The sequence below is a fragment of the Hoeflea sp. Naph1 genome, assembly GCF_046837775.1.
In the GTDB taxonomy this organism is placed as follows: domain Bacteria; phylum Pseudomonadota; class Alphaproteobacteria; order Rhizobiales; family Rhizobiaceae; genus Hoeflea.
Genome location: NZ_CP177286.1, coordinates 1,493,135 through 1,509,281 on the forward strand (window position 1 = coordinate 1,493,135; position 16,147 = coordinate 1,509,281).

Sequence of the window (16,147 nt, forward strand, 5' to 3'; positions counted from 1 at the left end):
ACTCCTTAGTTACCAACGGTGAACCGGAACGCATGGGCAATGACAGCTCCGGTCTGCATGAAGCACATTCACCGTCACCGGAATCATGGCCGGTATGTCCCTGGGCAACATTTAGGGGGCATTTTATATGACCAGCATTATGACCAATACAGCCGCAATGGCGGCTTTGCAGACTCTTCGGACAATCAACTCCGAGATGGAAACGGTTCAGGGACGAGTTTCCTCGGGATACCGTGTCGAAACCGCCGGCGACAATGCGGCCTATTGGTCGATCGCTACAACCATGCGATCCGACAACAAGGCGCTTTCCACCGTCAAGGACGCTCTCGGCCTCGGCGCCGCCAAGGTCGACATCGCCTACACGGCCATGAACAGCTCCATTGACGTGGTCTCGGAAATCAAGGCCAAACTGGTAGCGGCGCGTGAGCCCGGTGTTGACAAGACCAAGATCGACAAGGAACTCACGGAACTCAAGAACCAGCTTTCCTCGATCTCGGAATCGGCTTCGTTCTCAGGTGAGAACTGGCTCCACAATTCCAGCACTGCCCCTGTCGGCACCAAATCTATCGTTGGCGGCTTCAACCGCGATGTCAACGGGCTGGTCTCCGTCACCACGCTCGACATCAACGTCACCAGTCTGACGATGATTGGCGCTGGCAACGAAGCCCTCGGTATCCTGACCAAGGATATCGACGCTGATGATCTCGATCCGAATTCAACCGGCACGGTGGCCAACTATTACCTGATCGACAGTGATGGCACCGCCACCACAGCCGGTTCAGGTACTGCGATCGCTTTGGCAGCCACTACCTCCGATGCTCAGGTTGACGACATGATCAGGGTGGTTGACTCGATCTTGAGTCAAATGACCGATGCGGCCTCCAATCTGGGTGCGATCTCCAAGCGGGTCGCCATGCAGGAAGAATTTGTCGCCAATCTGATGGATTCAATCGACAAGGGTGTGGGGCGTCTCGTTGACGCAGACATGAACGAGGAATCGACCCGGTTGAAGGCGCTGCAAACTCAGCAGCAGCTGGGCATTCAGTCGCTCTCCATCGCCAACACCAATTCGCAAAACATCCTGTCGCTGTTCCAGCAATAGGTTAGTCGGCTCCTATTGAGCGGCGCCACGTGATCAAATTCCGCCGTGCCGCCGGTCATCGGTCATGGTGGATCAGCTGGACCGCGCCAAATTGCCCTTGGCGCGGTCCAGCGGCTTTTTGCCGGTTTCGGCTCGGCCGGAGGCAGGCGGCGGGCAAGCGATCATGTTCACGCAAGTTTTGCTCTTTAGGGCTTACCGGGCGTGTGAAGCGGCGGTTGCACGTCACCGACCGCGCCAGAACTTTCTGAAGGGAACGAAATTGATCAGGCATACGCCAGCAACCGGCTTGTTTCGGAGGCGATCATGACGGCCAGCCTTGCCAGTTTCCTGCCGGATTTCGAACTGTCCGGCATGCGCTCCTTCCATGCCCCAAATCAGATCCCCGCAGATGCTGGTTCTTCGAGCGATCCGCAGATCGATCTTGAAGCTGTGCGGGCTGAGGCGAGAGCAGAAGGCGAAGCCGCAGCACGGGCTGAACTGGCCCGGAGCCATGCGGATGAACTCGAAGCCGAGGCAAGACGTCACGCCTTGGAGCTTGAAATCCTCAGAGCCGAACTCGAGGCGATGGCTGCAGAGACGATCCCGCAGGCGATCGCCGCACGCAGCGCTGACATCGCCGATTTGATTGCAAGCGATGTCGGCGACATCCTGGCGCCACTGCTCGACCAGGCCGTCCGTTCCCGCATGTTGGCGGGCCTTGCCGACGAAATTCGTACCGCGCTTGAGTTGGAAAATGCTGTTAAGATCAGTGTCTCCGGTCCTGAAGGCATGATCGCATCGTTGCGTGAAACCCTCGGCGCCGATGCCGATCGGGTTGTCATGCGCCAGACCGACGGCGTCGACATTGACGTGGAAGTCGACCGAACCCGGTTTGCCAGCCGTATCCGCGAATGGAGCAAGACCCTCGCGGAGAGCCTCGCATGAACGATACCTCGACCACTCACCAGGGTAAGAACGAGATCATCATCGTCAAACGCCGTGCAGGTGGTGATGAGGAAGGGCATCATGGTGGGGTCTGGAAGATCGCCTATGCCGATTTCATGACGGCGATGATGGCGTTTTTTCTCGTCATGTGGCTGGTCAATGCAGCCAATGAGGAAACCAAGGCCTCGGTCGCCAGCTATTTCAACCCGATCAAATTGATGGATGACAAACCGGACGACCGTGGGGTCAAGCAGGTCGGCAACAACGCTGATGGCGAAGCCACCGCGCCCAAATCCAAGTCTGATGGCAACGGGACGACCAACGGCGAGGCTGGCGAGGCCGGCTCCCAGGAAAACGCCACAGCTGGCGAAAAGCAGGAATACTCGGAAGCTGATTACTTCGAAAATCCCTATTCGGTACTGGCTGAAATTGCCCAGGAAACCGGTACCCAGACCAATATTTCTGCCAAGGGCGACGGCGGCGCCGCAGACTCCGGACCGGCGTCGGGTGCCTCTGGCGGCGAGGCCTATCGCGATCCGTTCGATCCGGACTTCTGGAACAAGAACATTGAACAGGAACGCACCGCGGCCGAACAGAGCCAGGCAATGGTTCGCGCCGAGGGGTATGTGGAGAACAATGCCCCTCAGGATGCCATTGACGCCCAGGGCCAGCGTATCGATGTCGATCAGGCCGGCGCCAACGGCAGCCCCGATGCCGGCCCCAATGGCAACCAGACCGCAGATAGCGTGGGCGAGGGTGGTTCTGGCGCCGCGTCGGCCGTGCAGATCACCCAGGCCGAAAAGCTCAAGCAGGAGATCAGCCAGGCACTCGGCGGCAGCATCGGCAAGCTCGCCGAAGCTCTCACGGTTACGCCTACTGAAGGTGGCCTGCTGGTTTCGATCACCGACCAGCTTGATTTCGGAATGTTCCAGGTCGGCTCGGCTGTCCCCCAACGCGAACTCGTTGTTGCCATGGAAAAAATCGGCGTGGTGTTGTCCAAGCGCAGCGGCGCCATCGCCATTCGCGGGCATACCGACGCGCGGCCGTTTGCGTCGGGAACCGACGACAACTGGCGGCTGTCGATGGCCCGCGCCCATTCCGCCCTGTTCATGCTGGTCCGGGGCGGCGTGCCCGAAGAACGTGTTGTCCAGGTGTCGGGCTTTGCCGATCGGCGTCTGAAAGACCCGGAGAATCCCTATTCCGAAGTCAATCGCCGCATCGAAATTCTAGTCCAGGCCGGGAAGACCTGACCGGTGGCCCGCTGGCGGACCCCGACCTGTGTAAGCTTCGCCGTCACCGCGGCGATGTTTGCGTTTGGGGCAAGCGCCGAGGACCAGGCCGTGGCGCAGGCCGAGCCCCAGGCGCAGACCCAGCACGGCTCGACTGAGCCTGGTAAGGATCACGGTTCTGCCGATGCCGCCAGGTCCGCCGAGCAGCTTGACGGTGATGCTGAACATTCTGTTGTTGCGGGGCAAGCACAGGAACCTGCGGCCCAAGACCTTGCGTCCGACTTTGCCATGGCCGGCGAGATGGACGGGCTGGAGCCCTACAAGCTCTTGCGGTCTCTGCAATTCGTTCAGGACGCGGTTGTCCGTGGTGACCATTCCGCCATGGAAATGCAGCGCTTTCTTCTGGGTGTGATCGACGCCCGCCTGCGCAAGGCCGATCAGAGGGTTTTCGATGATCCCCGCAACGTTGACGCGGCGCTGATCTATGCGATGAGCGGCGGCAATCCCGAAACGCTGGAGATCCTGGCAATAAAGGACAAATTCGGCAATTTCGACAACGAGATCACGACCGTGCTGCGGGGCTATCTCAATGGCCACGGCGCCCACACCAATATCGGTGATGTGGTCGAACTCTATCGTGATACCGAAATCGGCCCCTACCTGACTTTGGTCGCTGCCAACGTCACGGCGGCGATGAATGACACATCGGCGCTTGAGATGTTCGACTGGGCCCGGTTGACCGCTCCCGGAACCCTTGTTGAAGAGGCAGCGCTGCGTCGTTCGCTGTTCATCTCCGCGCGCAACAACCTTGTCGATGAGGCGCTCAAATACGCTCAGCTCTACGCTCGCCGGTTCATCAATTCGCCTTATGCCGGCCAGTATGCCGACCTGCTGGTCGACCTCGTTGTGCTCAATTACGGCAAAGTCGGGGATGACGGCCTTGGCGAGATCCTGTCGTTCATGGACAGACCGCGTAAACGCGAGGTCTATCTGCGGATCGCCCGCAAGGCTGTGATCTCCGGATTGCGCGACCTGGCAGTGTTTGCCTCTGCGAAGGCTGAGGCGTTGCTCGATCCGTCCGATAAGGCACCGCAGGCGCTGGCGGATCTGTATTCGGGCATGGCCAAGATTTCGACCGATGGCGTTGGCGCAGCCCTCGCCGGGCTTGATGCTTTGCCTGAACAGCAATTGTCCCAACGTGATCGGGTGCTGCGTGAAGCGGCGCGCATGATCGCCAGCGAAGTGGTGCGCAAACCCGACCCCAACAGCCTCACGCAAGCATTCTCGCCCATGGTGAATTCGCCCAACGCGGTTGAGAACGACGACAACCGCCAGCGTGCAACAGATACCGAGGCAACTGCTGGAGCGTCGGTCGAATTGCAAGCGGCGGATGAGGCGACCATCGCGGCGGACAAGATTTTTGACGGATATGTCTCCGATCACCAGAACACTCTCGAGCGCATCGACCAGTTGCTCGAGGGGGTAGAAAAGGAAGCAGGGTCTTGAGCGCGTTGGACATGGTAGTGCAGCGGCCGGTGCCATCCAGGCCGACCGGACGGATGGGCCAGCCTGGTAGTGACCACGCGGGCGGGAAACCCGGTGATCAACCCTTTTCGGCGGTTCTGTCCGGTGAAAAGCGCGAGACAGTACGCGAAACAGGCCGCACTGGAACACGGGGCGAACCGGCTGTTCCTGCCACCCAGGCTGGAGAGCAGGATCCGGCAACTGTCGAGGCGCCGATCGCCGATCCGCACACCGCGAATGAATCCGAAGGCAGCTCGGCTCAGTCCGATGAGATGCTGGCCTTGCTCGAAAGCCTGATGTCGAGCGCAGCCTTTCCCGAAGAGGCGAAACTGGGTGTTGCCGAAGACGTCCTGCCGGAAGCCGGCGCAGTCGATGCAGTATTGCCCGATACCGCTGATGCAACCGAGATTGATACCGATACCGATACCGACACCGTAACCGATGCCGATATGGATACCGATATTGACATCGACGACGCCGCGGAATTGATAGCCGAGTTCGCAGCCCCTGTGTCCAACCAGGCCGGTCAGCCCAGTCAAGCCCCCGTTGTCGCCACCACTATGGCGTCCGCCACCCGGCAGACCACGCAAACCGGTGAAGTCGTCGCAAGCCAGCGATCCGGTGACCCGGCGTTGGCGAAGAACGGACCTTCCCGCGCCGCCCCGGATGGCACCAAGACCTCGACCGAGGAAAACGAGGCTCTGCGCGCATCGGGTCTCAATAGTGAAACATCGCCGATCAAGTCTGATGGGCGTAAGTCTTCAAGTGATGGACGGTTCGCCGGGAACAACGACAGGCCTGCACAGTCAGACCGTATGGCGGAGGCGAATCCCGATGCCAAACTGCGCAATGTCGAAGTGCTTGAATCGCGCCGGTTCGCCGCCTTGCAACCCTTAAGCGCCAATGGACAAATGCTCAGCCGATCGCTGATTGACGCCGGTCAGCCGCTGTTTGCAGCGCAGCGTGCCGCGCCAGCACAGCCCACGAGCGTCCCCGGGCAGCCTCAGCCGGGCCAGATGCTGCATACCCTGAAGCTGCAACTCAACCCACTGTCGCTGGGTAGCGTCACTGCGGTTCTCAAGCTGTCTGGCGAGGAACTCTCCGTCGACATCAAGGTCGAAACCATCGAGGCATACCGCCAGCTTACCGACGACAACAAGGCAATCCTCAAATCCTTGCGCTCGCAAGGTTACGGGGTTGAACAGATTACCATCCAGCACGTCCCCGGGCCGGATCGCTCCGCCGCCCAGGCCGCCCAAGCGGGCTTCCAGCCGGGGTCATCGGGCTCTGGTTCGGCAGATGCCCAGGCCTCCGGCAAGCAGTCTGGTGGACAGGGGACGGGACAACAGGGAAACAGCCAGAATGGAGGACAGGGTCATGAACAAAACTCCCATGTCGGTTCTGGCGCTGGTCGCACTGACGGCGTTTATCTGTAGCAGTCTGGCGCCAGCGACCGCTCTGGCCGCAGCCGGACCGTGTGAGGCGGAAATTATCCATGCGGCGCGGGCCTATGGTGTACCGGCCGGCATATTGCATTCTGTGGGGCTGACCGAAACCGGGCGCAAGGGGTCGCTCTATCCCTATTCCTTAAACATCGAAGGCCGAACCGTCTTTGCCAAGAACCGCAAGGAAGCCCTCAAGGAATTCGAGCGCGCCCGGGCCGAAGGCAAGCGGCTTATCGATCTCGGCTGCATGCAGATCAATTACCGGTATCATGGTGCCGAATTTGCGTCTGTGGACGACATGTTTGATCCGCGCGCCAATGTTGAATATGCGGCGCGGTTCCTTGCCCGCCTGCATGCGCGCCATGAAACCTGGACCATGGCGGTGGCGCGCTATCATGCAGGCCCCGATAATGATCCCGCACAGAAACGATACGTCTGTCGTGTCATTTCGAATCTGGTTGCCACCGGGCACGGAGCCTGGACGGCGTCGGCCAGGTCCTTCTGCAATTAGTGCAACCCCAAGGCGAATACGGCAATTTCCAGACTCGTTTTCGGCATGGTGGCGACATTGGGGCAAAAGTTAACGGGGCAAGCAAAAAATTAACCTTTTGTTAACTTTTTCACCGAATTCTTGTGTCTATCCACAGCAAAGGCACAAGATATGGCCAAATCAGTGGGAAACATGGTTAATCAACTCTTAAAACGAACCATGAGGTATTCATAGTTTACCTTGATTCTGCAGATTCGTACTCCTTGTGTGACGGGGCTCCACACTGATTCGGAGGCGGGCAAATGATCGTAGTGGTTGATGACAGACAGCTGGTTAAAGACGGATACACTTCCTTGTTCGGGCGTGAGGGAGTGCCGTCGGCAAGTTTTGATTCTGTAGAATTTGGCGAATGGGTGAACACCGCAGCGGATTCCGATCTCGACGCGGTTGAGGCTTTCCTGATCGGGTTCGGGGCGCAGACACTGAATCTGCCGCGGGCGATCCGAGACCGGTCGCAAGCACCGGTGATTGCCGTAAGCGACACGCCTTCGCTGGAATCCACCCTGGCTTTCTTTGATAGCGGTGTTGATGATGTCGTCCGCAAGCCTATTCATCCGCGCGAAATCCTGGCCCGTGCTGCGGCCATCCGCCGGCGGTTGAAAGCGATCACCACGCATATGGAAATCGGCACTATCCGGGTGTTCTCCGATGGCCGCGATCCGGAAATAGAGAGCCGCACTTTCGCGCTGCCTCGCCGGGAGCGTCGGATCCTGGAATATCTTGTGGCCAACCGTGGTCGCCGGGTGACAAAACAGCAAATATTCAACGCGATCTACGGGATCTTTGATGAAGATGTCGAAGAGAACGTGGTTGAAAGTCACATCTCCAAGCTGCGCAAGAAACTGCGCAAGCGGCTCGGTTTCGACCCGATCGATTCCAAGCGCTTCCTTGGCTACCTTATCGACTGGAAATAACCTGCCGGCGTCCGCGCATGCCGCGCCTGCCGGGTGCCACCGCACGCAATGTGTGGAAACAGGTTCACGCAAGGCCCGCCGGTTAGTCTGGACTACCGTATACAACGAGGGATAACGCGATGAGCCTGTATGGTATGATGCGCACCGGCGCTTCCGGAATGAATGCTCAGGCGAGCCGACTTGGCACCGTTGCCGACAATATCGCCAATTCCAACACCACGGGCTACAAGAAAGCCTCGGCTGAATTTTCCTCGCTGATCCTGCCATCCGGGAACGGTAGCTACAATTCCGGCGGCGTCACCACCGATGTTCGCTATGCGATATCCCAGCAAGGTGCATTGGAATTTACCAGTTCGGGAACCGATCTGGCGCTGGACGGCGACGGATTTTTCATCGTTACCGATGCCAGCGGCATTCCGTACCTGACCAGGGCTGGTTCGTTCGTCCCTAATGGCGACGGCAATCTCGTCAATGCAGCCGGTTACATGCTTATGGGCTACGATTACGGAGCCGGCGTGCCGACACCCGTTGTTAACGGCTTTGATGGCTTGTCACCGATCAACGTCGGTCAGGGGAACTTGAGTGCCACGCCGTCGACGTCCGGTGTGTTTGCCGCCAATCTCGATGAGAGCGCAGCAGCTGTGGCTGCGGGTGTATTGCCGTCGACCAACGCAGCCAATGCGGAATATACCAGCAAGAGCTCCTTGGTCGTCTATGACAATCTTGGTGGCGAAGTGCTGCTCGACTTCTACTACACAAAGACCGCTGCCAACGACTGGCAAGTGTCCGTCTACAACCGTGCGGACGCGGCGCCGAACACATCATTCCCTTATGCAAGCGCTGCGCTAGCCACCACGACATTGCAGTTCGACCCAACGACCGGTCAACTGGACGGTGGCAGCTTGACCGATATTTCGTTGACGGTCCCGGGCGGCGCCGCGCTGACAGTCGATCTCTCCGATATGAGCCAGCTGAGCTACAATTTCACCGTTCGCAGCGCCAACGTGAACGGCAACTCCCCAAGCCCCATTGTGGGGGTTGAAATATCCAAGGACGGCACGCTCTACGCCCAGTATGAAGACGGCAAGCTGGAGCCGCGATTCCGTATTGCGCTGGCCAATGTGCAGAGCCCCGACCAATTGCGTCCCCTGGCGGGCAACGTTTATGCCCAGGGTGTCGATTCCGGCGTCATCACCACCGGCTTTGCTGGTTCGGGCTCATTCGGATCGATCGTTTCCGGTGCGCTGGAAAGCTCAAACGTCGATATCGCTGAGGAGCTCACGAATATGATCGCTTCCCAGCGGAGTTATACGGCCAATTCGAAAGTGTTTCAGACAGGTTCCGACCTCATGGACGTGCTTGTCAACTTGAAGCGATAGTTAATTGGTTCTGGAGGTAAGAATAGTACAGCATGTCATTATCATCGGCTATCAACGCGGCTCAAAGCTCGCTGTCAAATATTGCGACGCAGACCAATAATGTCTCGCGTAATATCTCCAATGCTTCCAATCCTGATTACAATCGCAGAAACGCAGCGTTGGCGACATCGCTCAATGGCGCCCAGGTCGTGTCCATCCAGCGGGCGCAGGACCAGGTCCTGTTCCGCCAGAGTATCGCCGGCATTGCGACCTCAAGTGCTCAGGATAGCTTGCTGAGAGGTCTTTCCGATCTCAAGAGCATTTTTGGAGGAAATGACTACGAGAATTCGCCAGCCACGCTGATTGCGAACATGCGGGACACCCTGTCCACCTATGCCGCAAAGCCAGGTGAAGCCACCCTTGCACAAACCGCGGTTGCCGACGCCACTACCTTGGCGAATGGCCTGCGCGAGGCCTCCGCTTCTGTCCAGCGAGTTCGCCTTGATGCCGATCAGGAGATCGGCATTCAGGTCAATTCCCTCAACGACCTTCTGTCCCGGTTCGAGGTTGCCAACAAGGGCGTCTACGCCAGCACCCAGGCAGGAAAGGACGTAAGCGCCGAGCTCGATGAGCGCGATGGTCTGCTCAAGCAGATTTCATCAATCATCGGCGTAACGCCTGTGACCCGTTCCGGCAATGATGTGGCACTCTACACGGCCAGCGGCACGACCCTGTTTGAAACCGTGGCGCGGCCGGTCACCTTCGAACCTTCAGCTGGGTTCTCCGCTTCGATCCAGGGCAATAAAGTCTATGTCGATGGCGTTCCTCTGGCAGCCGGCGCGGGGGCTACCACCTCTGCCCAGGGCTCGTTGCAGGCCCTCATTCAGGTGCGCGACGAAGTCGCTCCGGTGGTGCAGGCGCAGCTTGACGAAATCGCCCGCGCGCTGATTGTCACTTTCTCCGAAAAGGACCAGTCGGCAATCCCGGTCCTGCCCGATGAGCCCGGCCTCTTCACCTGGGGCGGCTTGACAGTGCCGGTCGGCGCTACTGTTGTTCCGGGTATCGCTGCCACGATTGCAGTCAACGCAGCGCTTATCCCGTCACAGGGCGGCAACCCGCAACTACTGCGCGATGGTGGCATCAACGGCGCGGCCTACATTTCCAATTCGACCGGCGCCAGTGGCTATTCGGCGGCACTCGATTCCTACGTTCTGGCGCTCGATGCGCCGACCGGGTTCAATGCCGCAGCGGGTATTTCCGTCTCCGACAGCATCACCGGATTTGCAGCCGATTCAATCGGCTGGCTTGAACTCAACCGCAGCGAAGCAAATTCGGCTGCGGTGTCGCGGGAGGCCCTGCGCTACCGCACCGAAGAAGCGCTTTCCAACAAGACCGGCGTTTCGCTCGATGAGGAAATGTCGATGTTGCTTGAGCTTGAGCAGTCCTACAAGGCGTCTGCCCGGCTCATCTCGGCGGTTGATGAAATGCTGCAAGAGCTAATGGCGGCGGTGAGGTAGGACCATGAAAACCAGTTTCGTATCAAATCTCGCAGTCCAGAGCGCCATGCGTCTGACCATCAGCCGTGGACAGAGCGAAATTCAGAAATTGCAAAAAGAAGTGGTGTCCGGTCGCTATGCCGATATCGGTATTTCGCTTGGCGCCCAGACATCGAACAGCATCTCGCTCAATCGCGATGTGACGCGGATGAAAACCATCCTCGATTCCAATGCGCTGGTGACACAACGTATGTCGGCATCCCAAGCTGCGCTCGGGATGATGGCCGACAACGCCCAGAACATGCTCGAAGCGTTCATCTCGGCCAACGGCGCCGACGATGCCGATCGGCTGGCGATTGCGCGTCGCGAAGTGGAAACCGCGCTCAATGGCTTCACTACCGCCGCCAACACTTCCTCCAATGGAGAGTACCTGTTTTCCGGCATCAACACCGACGTCAGGCCGGTGGATGATTACCAGGCCGCCGGCTCGGCCGCCAAGGCGGCGTTCGACGCCCTGTTTTTTGGCGAATTTCTCTTTACACAGGATGACCCTGCGGCCGCCGACATCACTGTCGCGGAGATGGACCATTTTATCGTCAATGTACTTGAGCCGGCCTTCAACAGTGGTCCGGACTGGAACAACAGCTGGTCAAATGCCTCCGATACCAATATCTCGAGCCGCATCCAGAACAACGAAGTTGTGGAATCCAGCACCAATGCCAATTCCAGCGGCATGCGCAATTTCGCGCTCGCTGCGGTGATCGGCATGGAACTGCTGGATCTACCAATCGCCAGTGACGTCCGATCCGCAGTCAACACCCACGCCATCCACTATGCAGGGCTGGCCGTGACGGGGATTGACAACCAGCGCGGAAATCTTGGCGTATCGGAAAATCGGGTCGCCAAGGCAAATGTCTCGCTCCAATCGCAGATCAACATCGTCAATCTGCACATAGGCGACATAGAAGGCGTCGACGCTTACGAAGCATCAACGCGCATGACTTCACTGCTGGCCCAGGTGGAGACGTCCTACACACTCACCGCCCGGATCCAGCAACTCAACCTGACAAATTATTTATAAGTGCATGACCCGGAATAGCCCGGGATTTATTGGACAAACATGAAGGGCGTCTGAATGTACCAGTTTTCCTATGCGGATGTTCAGGAGGATGGCGTTGCCGAAGCGCGTGAACGCGAGCGTAAGGCGATCAATCATTCCATCTCCCTGATGAATGTGGCCAAGGCCAACGGCATTGAATCGCGTGAAGCCATTGAAGCTGTCTATTTCGTCAGCAGGCTGTGGGTCCGTTTTGTCGAGGACCTGGCGTCGCCCGACAATCAGCTGGAGCAAGAACTGCGAGCGAACCTTATTTCCATAGGCATATGGGTCATCAAGGAATCCGAACGGATCCGGTTGCGTCAGTCTGACAATTTTCAAGGCATCATCGATATTTCGATTATCATCAGGGACGGCCTGAAATGAAAAGTTCACTGCGCATTTCCCTCAAGGCAGGCGAACGCATTTTCATCAATGGGGCCGTGCTCCGGGTGGACCGCAAGGTGGCGGTAGAGTTTCTCAATGACGTGACCTTCCTTTTGGAAAACCACGTTCTCCAGCCGGAACAGGCGGTCACGCCGCTCAAGCAGCTCTATTTCATCGTCCAGATGATGCTGATTAATCCCGAAGGTGCAGATCAGGCGACGGTGATGTTCCGCAAGTCGGTGGTGATGCTGCTCACCTGCTTTACCAATGACGAGATCCTCACCGAGCTCAAGCATATCGCCGGGATGGTGGCCCAGGGTCGCGCCTTTGAAGCGCTCAAGGCTATTCGCGCGCTCTACCCGATCGAGGAAGAAATCCTCAATACCTCGGCGATGCCTGCTGGCGCCATCGAGAAAATTCGCAAGGAGTTGGCCCCATGGACGTAACCGCAGTCGGTTCCACCACCGCAGCGACCACATCGGCAGCCGATTCCGCGGCGAGCAAGATCGGTCTCGATTACGATACTTTCCTGACGCTGTTGGTTCAGCAGATGAAAAGCCAGGATCCGACCGATCCGATGGATGCCACTGAGCAGATCGCCCAGCTGGCGACCTTCAGCCAGGTGGAACAAACCATCAAGACCAACAAGAATCTGGAAATGCTGCTACAATCGTCCAACCTAACACAGGCTGGATCGATCATCGGCCGCACGCTGACCAGCCACGACGGCGCGGTTACCGGCATTGTTCAGGAAGTCACCGTGTCTGCCAATGGGTTGGTAGCCACACTCGACTCCGGTCAAGAGCTTGCCGTCACCAACGGAGTGACCATCAAGTAAGATGAACGAAGCCGACGCTCTTGATATTGTCCAGACTGCGATCTGGACCGTGCTGGTCGCCTCCGGTCCGGCGGTCTTTGTGGCAATGTTTGTCGGCGTTGGAATCGCATTTATCCAGGCCCTGACCCAGGTTCAGGAAATCACGCTGACCTTCGTGCCCAAGATTGTGGCCATCCTGATCACGGTCGCAATCTCGGCGCCTTTCGTCGGTTCGCAGATATCCACCTTCACCAACATCGTATTCCAGCGCATCGAATCCGGCTTCTAGAACGTTTCTTTCAAGCCATGACACGTTCTCGCCCGCCTCTGCGTGAAACCCAGGTGCCCGTGGTTCGCGCATTAACGCATCCGGCTGCCACCTTCGCGCAAGCTTCGCGCCGTACGGTCCGCGCGACGAATGCGCCGGCATGATGCCGGCGCTTTGATCCGGAGCTTCGCATAACATGGCCGACCCGCAAGCGCTGGCAATCCAGAAGACAGCCTTTCAGGGCAAGGACATGGGCTTTGCCTTCGGCATCGTCGTCATCCTCTCCATTCTGTTCCTGCCAATTCCCGCCTTCCTGATTGATCTCGGTCTGGCATTTTCGATCTCCTTTTCGGTCTTGATCTTGATGGTTGCCCTGTGGATCCGGCGACCGCTCGATTTCTCTTCCTTCCCCACCATTTTGTTGATCGCCACGATGATGCGGCTGTCGCTCAACATCGCCACCACCCGGGTCATCCTGTCGGAGGGTCATCTGGGCCCGGATGCGGCGGGACAGGTAATCGGCGGCTTTTCACAAATGGTCATGTCGGGCGATTTCGTTATCGGGGTGATCGTCTTTCTGATTCTGGTGACGGTCAATTTCATCGTTATTACCAAGGGCGCCACCCGTATCGCTGAGGTGGGCGCACGCTTTACACTCGATGCCATCCCCGGCAAGCAGATGGCAATTGATGCCGATCTTTCCGCCGGCATGATCAACGAGGTCGAAGCCCGCGACCGGCGCCGCGAACTGGAGCAGGAAAGCTCGTTCTTCGGCTCCATGGATGGTGCGTCGAAATTTGTTCGTGGCGACGCCATCGCCGGACTGCTGATCACCGGCATCAACATGTTTGGCGGCGTGATTATTGGTTATGCCCGTCACGATATGCAGATCGGCGAAGCCGCCGATGTATTCGTTCGCCTTTCGGTTGGTGATGGTCTGGTCAGCCAGATCCCGGCGCTGATCGTGTCATTGGCTGCCGGTTTGCTGGTCTCGCGCGGCGGTCAGCTCGGCTCCACCGACGAAGCGGTGATCGACCAGCTGGGCGGCTATCCGCGGGCGCTGTTTGCAGCTTCGGGACTTTTGTTCCTGCTGGCGCTGATGCCGGGATTGCCGTTCTTTCCCTTCTTCATGCTGGGCAGCGGCATGGCTTTTGCCAGTTGGGCAATTCCCCGCAAGCGCGACATGAAGGCGCGCGCCGAGGCGCAGGAGATCCACCGCACCGAGCAGGTCGAGAAGGACAAGGAAAGGGATTCCGTCAAGTCGATCCTCAAGACCGCCGAAATCGAACTGGTACTGGGCAAGCAGGTTGCCACCAAGCTGCTCGGCTCGCACGAGGAACTGGCTTTCCGAGTTGCCAAGATGCGCAAGAAATTCGCCACCCAATACGGTTTCGTGGTGCCGGAGATCAAGGTCACCGACGAGATCTCGATCAAGGACAAGAGCTACCAGATCCGAATTCACGGCACCACGGTGGCAGCCTATGATCTGCGCGTCGGTGAATTGATGGTGGTGCTTGCCGGGGCGCGCCGCCCCGCTATTCCCGGCGACGAAATCCGCGAACCCGCTTTCGGCCTGCCCGCGTTGTCGGTGCCTGAAAACTTTGCAGAGGATCTCAAGCGCGAGGGCTTTCAGCCGATCGACAATGTTTCGGTGGTGCTGACCCATCTTTCCGAGGTCATTCGCAACAACTTGCCGCAATTGCTGTCCTACAAGGACATGAAGATCCTTATCGACCGGCTCGATCCGGAATACCGCAAGCTGGCCGACGAGATCTGCACCTCGCACATGTCCTATTCCGGCTTCCAGGCGGTGCTCAAATTGCTGCTGGCCGAGCGCGTCTCGATCCGCAACCTGCACCTCATTCTCGAAGCAGTCGCCGAACTCGCCCCGCATGTGCGCAAGACCGAACAGATTGTCGAACATGTGCGCATCCGCATGGCCCAGCAGCTGTGTGGCGACATCGCCCGCAACGGTCAGCTCAATGTCCTGAGGCTCGGCAACAAATGGGACCTGGCTTTCCATCAGGCACTCAAGCGCGACCCCAAGGGCGAGGTTGTCGAATTCGACATCGATCCGCGGATGCTTGAAGAGTTTTCCGAGCAGGCCTCCACCGAAATCCGCAGCCAGATGGATAAGGGTGTGCCGTTCGTGCTCGTCACCTCGCCCGATTCCCGGCCCTATGTGCGCATGATCATCGAGCGGATCTTCGCCACGCTGCCGGTTCTCTCGCATGTCGAAATCGCCAAGGGCATCGAGATAAAGTTGCTCGGCTCGATCTCGTGATCGAAGACCCCGAAGGCACCATTCTGGCGCTGTTTGTGGCATTTTGCCGGATCGGCGGATGCATCATGGTGCTGCCGGGTTTTTCAAGCTTTCGGGTCCCGCTGCAAATTCGCCTGTTCATCGCGCTCGCCGTGTCGATGGCGCTGTTGCCGGTGCTCTGGGAACCGCTATATGCGAATGTGCGGACCGGTCAGCGGATCTACATTGCCCTGGTTGGCGTGGAACTCCTGATCGGTATCACCTTCGGGCTGATCGCCCGCTACATCGTGCTGGCGCTGCAATTTGCCGGAACCGGTATTTCGATGGCGATCGGTTTCAATGCAGCGCCCGGAGGCAGCCTGCTCGAAGCCGAGCAGGAAGGCCACCTGACCTCACTGATCAGCTTTACAGCCCTTCTGGTCCTGTTCATGACCGACTTCCATCATCTGGTGATTGCGGCGCTGGTGCGCTCCTATGACTACATGCCGTTGGGGTCGGGCTTTGACCCGAAAATGGCCTTGAGAACGCTGACCGATACGCTCGCCGGTTCCTTCATGCTGGTGCTCAGACTGGCCAGCCCGTTTCTGGTCTACGGCCTGTTGTTCAACCTCTCGATCGGCATGGTCAACAAGCTTGCGCCGCAGATTCCAGTCTACTTCATCTCGATCCCATTCATCCTGTTTGGTGGATTGATATTGCTGTTCTTCGGTTCCACCGAGTTCTTCTTGCAGTTCATCGCCGGCTTCGAGCCGCTGTTTATGGGGCTGCATTAGG

At 58.4% G+C, this 16,147-nt stretch carries 16 protein-coding genes; all 16 read left to right on the plus strand.

Annotated elements, in window-relative coordinates:
* Window positions 1–127 precede the first annotated feature (127 nt).
* Complete coding sequence (locus tag ACK6D9_RS07105) at window positions 128–1,102, plus strand: flagellin (protein ID WP_412051142.1); 975 nt, start codon at window positions 128–130, stop codon at window positions 1,100–1,102.
* Window positions 1,103–1,405: 303 nt separating this feature from the next.
* Window positions 1,406–2,026 (plus strand): hypothetical protein, encoded by a 621-nt coding sequence (locus ACK6D9_RS07110; protein ID WP_412051143.1) that lies wholly within the window; start codon window positions 1,406–1,408, stop codon window positions 2,024–2,026.
* Complete coding sequence (locus ACK6D9_RS07115) at window positions 2,023–3,276, plus strand: MotB family protein (RefSeq protein ID WP_412051144.1); 1,254 nt, start codon at window positions 2,023–2,025, stop codon at window positions 3,274–3,276. Before ACK6D9_RS07110 ends, ACK6D9_RS07115 begins: the two co-directional genes overlap by 4 nt.
* A gap of 3 nt (window positions 3,277–3,279) precedes the next feature.
* Entirely contained in the window at window positions 3,280–4,761 is a 1,482-nt protein-coding gene (locus ACK6D9_RS07120; protein WP_412051145.1) for a chemotaxis protein, read from the plus strand.
* Window positions 4,758–6,215 carry a flagellar hook-length control protein FliK gene (locus tag ACK6D9_RS07125; protein ID WP_412051146.1) on the plus strand — a complete coding sequence of 486 codons (1,458 nt, stop codon included), beginning with the start codon at window positions 4,758–4,760 and terminating at the stop codon, window positions 6,213–6,215. The genes ACK6D9_RS07120 and ACK6D9_RS07125 overlap by 4 nt, the downstream gene beginning before the upstream one ends.
* Window positions 6,157–6,735: a transglycosylase SLT domain-containing protein gene (locus ACK6D9_RS07130; RefSeq protein ID WP_412051147.1), complete on the plus strand. Its 579-nt coding sequence runs from the start codon at window positions 6,157–6,159 to the stop codon at window positions 6,733–6,735. The genes ACK6D9_RS07125 and ACK6D9_RS07130 overlap by 59 nt, the downstream gene beginning before the upstream one ends.
* Before the next feature lie 281 nt (window positions 6,736–7,016).
* Complete coding sequence (locus ACK6D9_RS07135; RefSeq protein WP_322988158.1) at window positions 7,017–7,688, plus strand: response regulator transcription factor; 672 nt, start codon at window positions 7,017–7,019, stop codon at window positions 7,686–7,688.
* Window positions 7,689–7,807: 119 nt separating this feature from the next.
* A complete protein-coding gene (locus ACK6D9_RS07140; protein ID WP_412051148.1) occupies window positions 7,808–9,067 on the plus strand; it encodes a flagellar hook protein FlgE in 1,260 nt (419 codons plus the stop codon).
* 32 nt (window positions 9,068–9,099) lie between these two features.
* Window positions 9,100–10,563: a flagellar hook-associated protein FlgK gene (flgK, locus tag ACK6D9_RS07145; RefSeq protein ID WP_412051149.1), complete on the plus strand. Its 1,464-nt coding sequence runs from the start codon at window positions 9,100–9,102 to the stop codon at window positions 10,561–10,563.
* 4 nt (window positions 10,564–10,567) lie between these two features.
* Window positions 10,568–11,623, plus strand: a complete 1,056-nt coding sequence (locus ACK6D9_RS07150; protein ID WP_412051150.1) for a flagellar hook-associated family protein — start codon at window positions 10,568–10,570, stop codon at window positions 11,621–11,623.
* A 54-nt stretch (window positions 11,624–11,677) separates the two neighbouring features.
* Window positions 11,678–12,025, plus strand: a complete 348-nt coding sequence (gene flaF, locus ACK6D9_RS07155; protein WP_412051151.1) for a flagellar biosynthesis regulator FlaF — start codon at window positions 11,678–11,680, stop codon at window positions 12,023–12,025.
* Window positions 12,022–12,471 carry a flagellar biosynthesis repressor FlbT gene (gene flbT / locus ACK6D9_RS07160; RefSeq protein ID WP_412051152.1) on the plus strand — a complete coding sequence of 150 codons (450 nt, stop codon included), beginning with the start codon at window positions 12,022–12,024 and terminating at the stop codon, window positions 12,469–12,471. Before flaF ends, flbT begins: the two co-directional genes overlap by 4 nt.
* The gene (gene flgD, locus ACK6D9_RS07165; RefSeq protein WP_322988164.1) at window positions 12,462–12,863 is read left to right on the plus strand and encodes a flagellar hook assembly protein FlgD; all 402 of its coding nucleotides are present in this window, start codon (window positions 12,462–12,464) and stop codon (window positions 12,861–12,863) included. The genes flbT and flgD overlap by 10 nt, the downstream gene beginning before the upstream one ends.
* Window position 12,864: 1 nt before the next feature.
* Window positions 12,865–13,131, plus strand: coding sequence for a flagellar biosynthesis protein FliQ (gene fliQ, locus ACK6D9_RS07170; protein WP_322988165.1), 267 nt, complete (start codon window positions 12,865–12,867; stop codon window positions 13,129–13,131).
* Window positions 13,132–13,306: 175 nt separating this feature from the next.
* Complete coding sequence (flhA, locus tag ACK6D9_RS07175) at window positions 13,307–15,394, plus strand: flagellar biosynthesis protein FlhA (protein WP_322988166.1); 2,088 nt, start codon at window positions 13,307–13,309, stop codon at window positions 15,392–15,394.
* Window positions 15,391–16,146 carry a flagellar biosynthetic protein FliR gene (fliR, locus tag ACK6D9_RS07180; RefSeq protein WP_322988167.1) on the plus strand — a complete coding sequence of 252 codons (756 nt, stop codon included), beginning with the start codon at window positions 15,391–15,393 and terminating at the stop codon, window positions 16,144–16,146. Before flhA ends, fliR begins: the two co-directional genes overlap by 4 nt.
* Window position 16,147 lies beyond the last annotated feature (1 nt).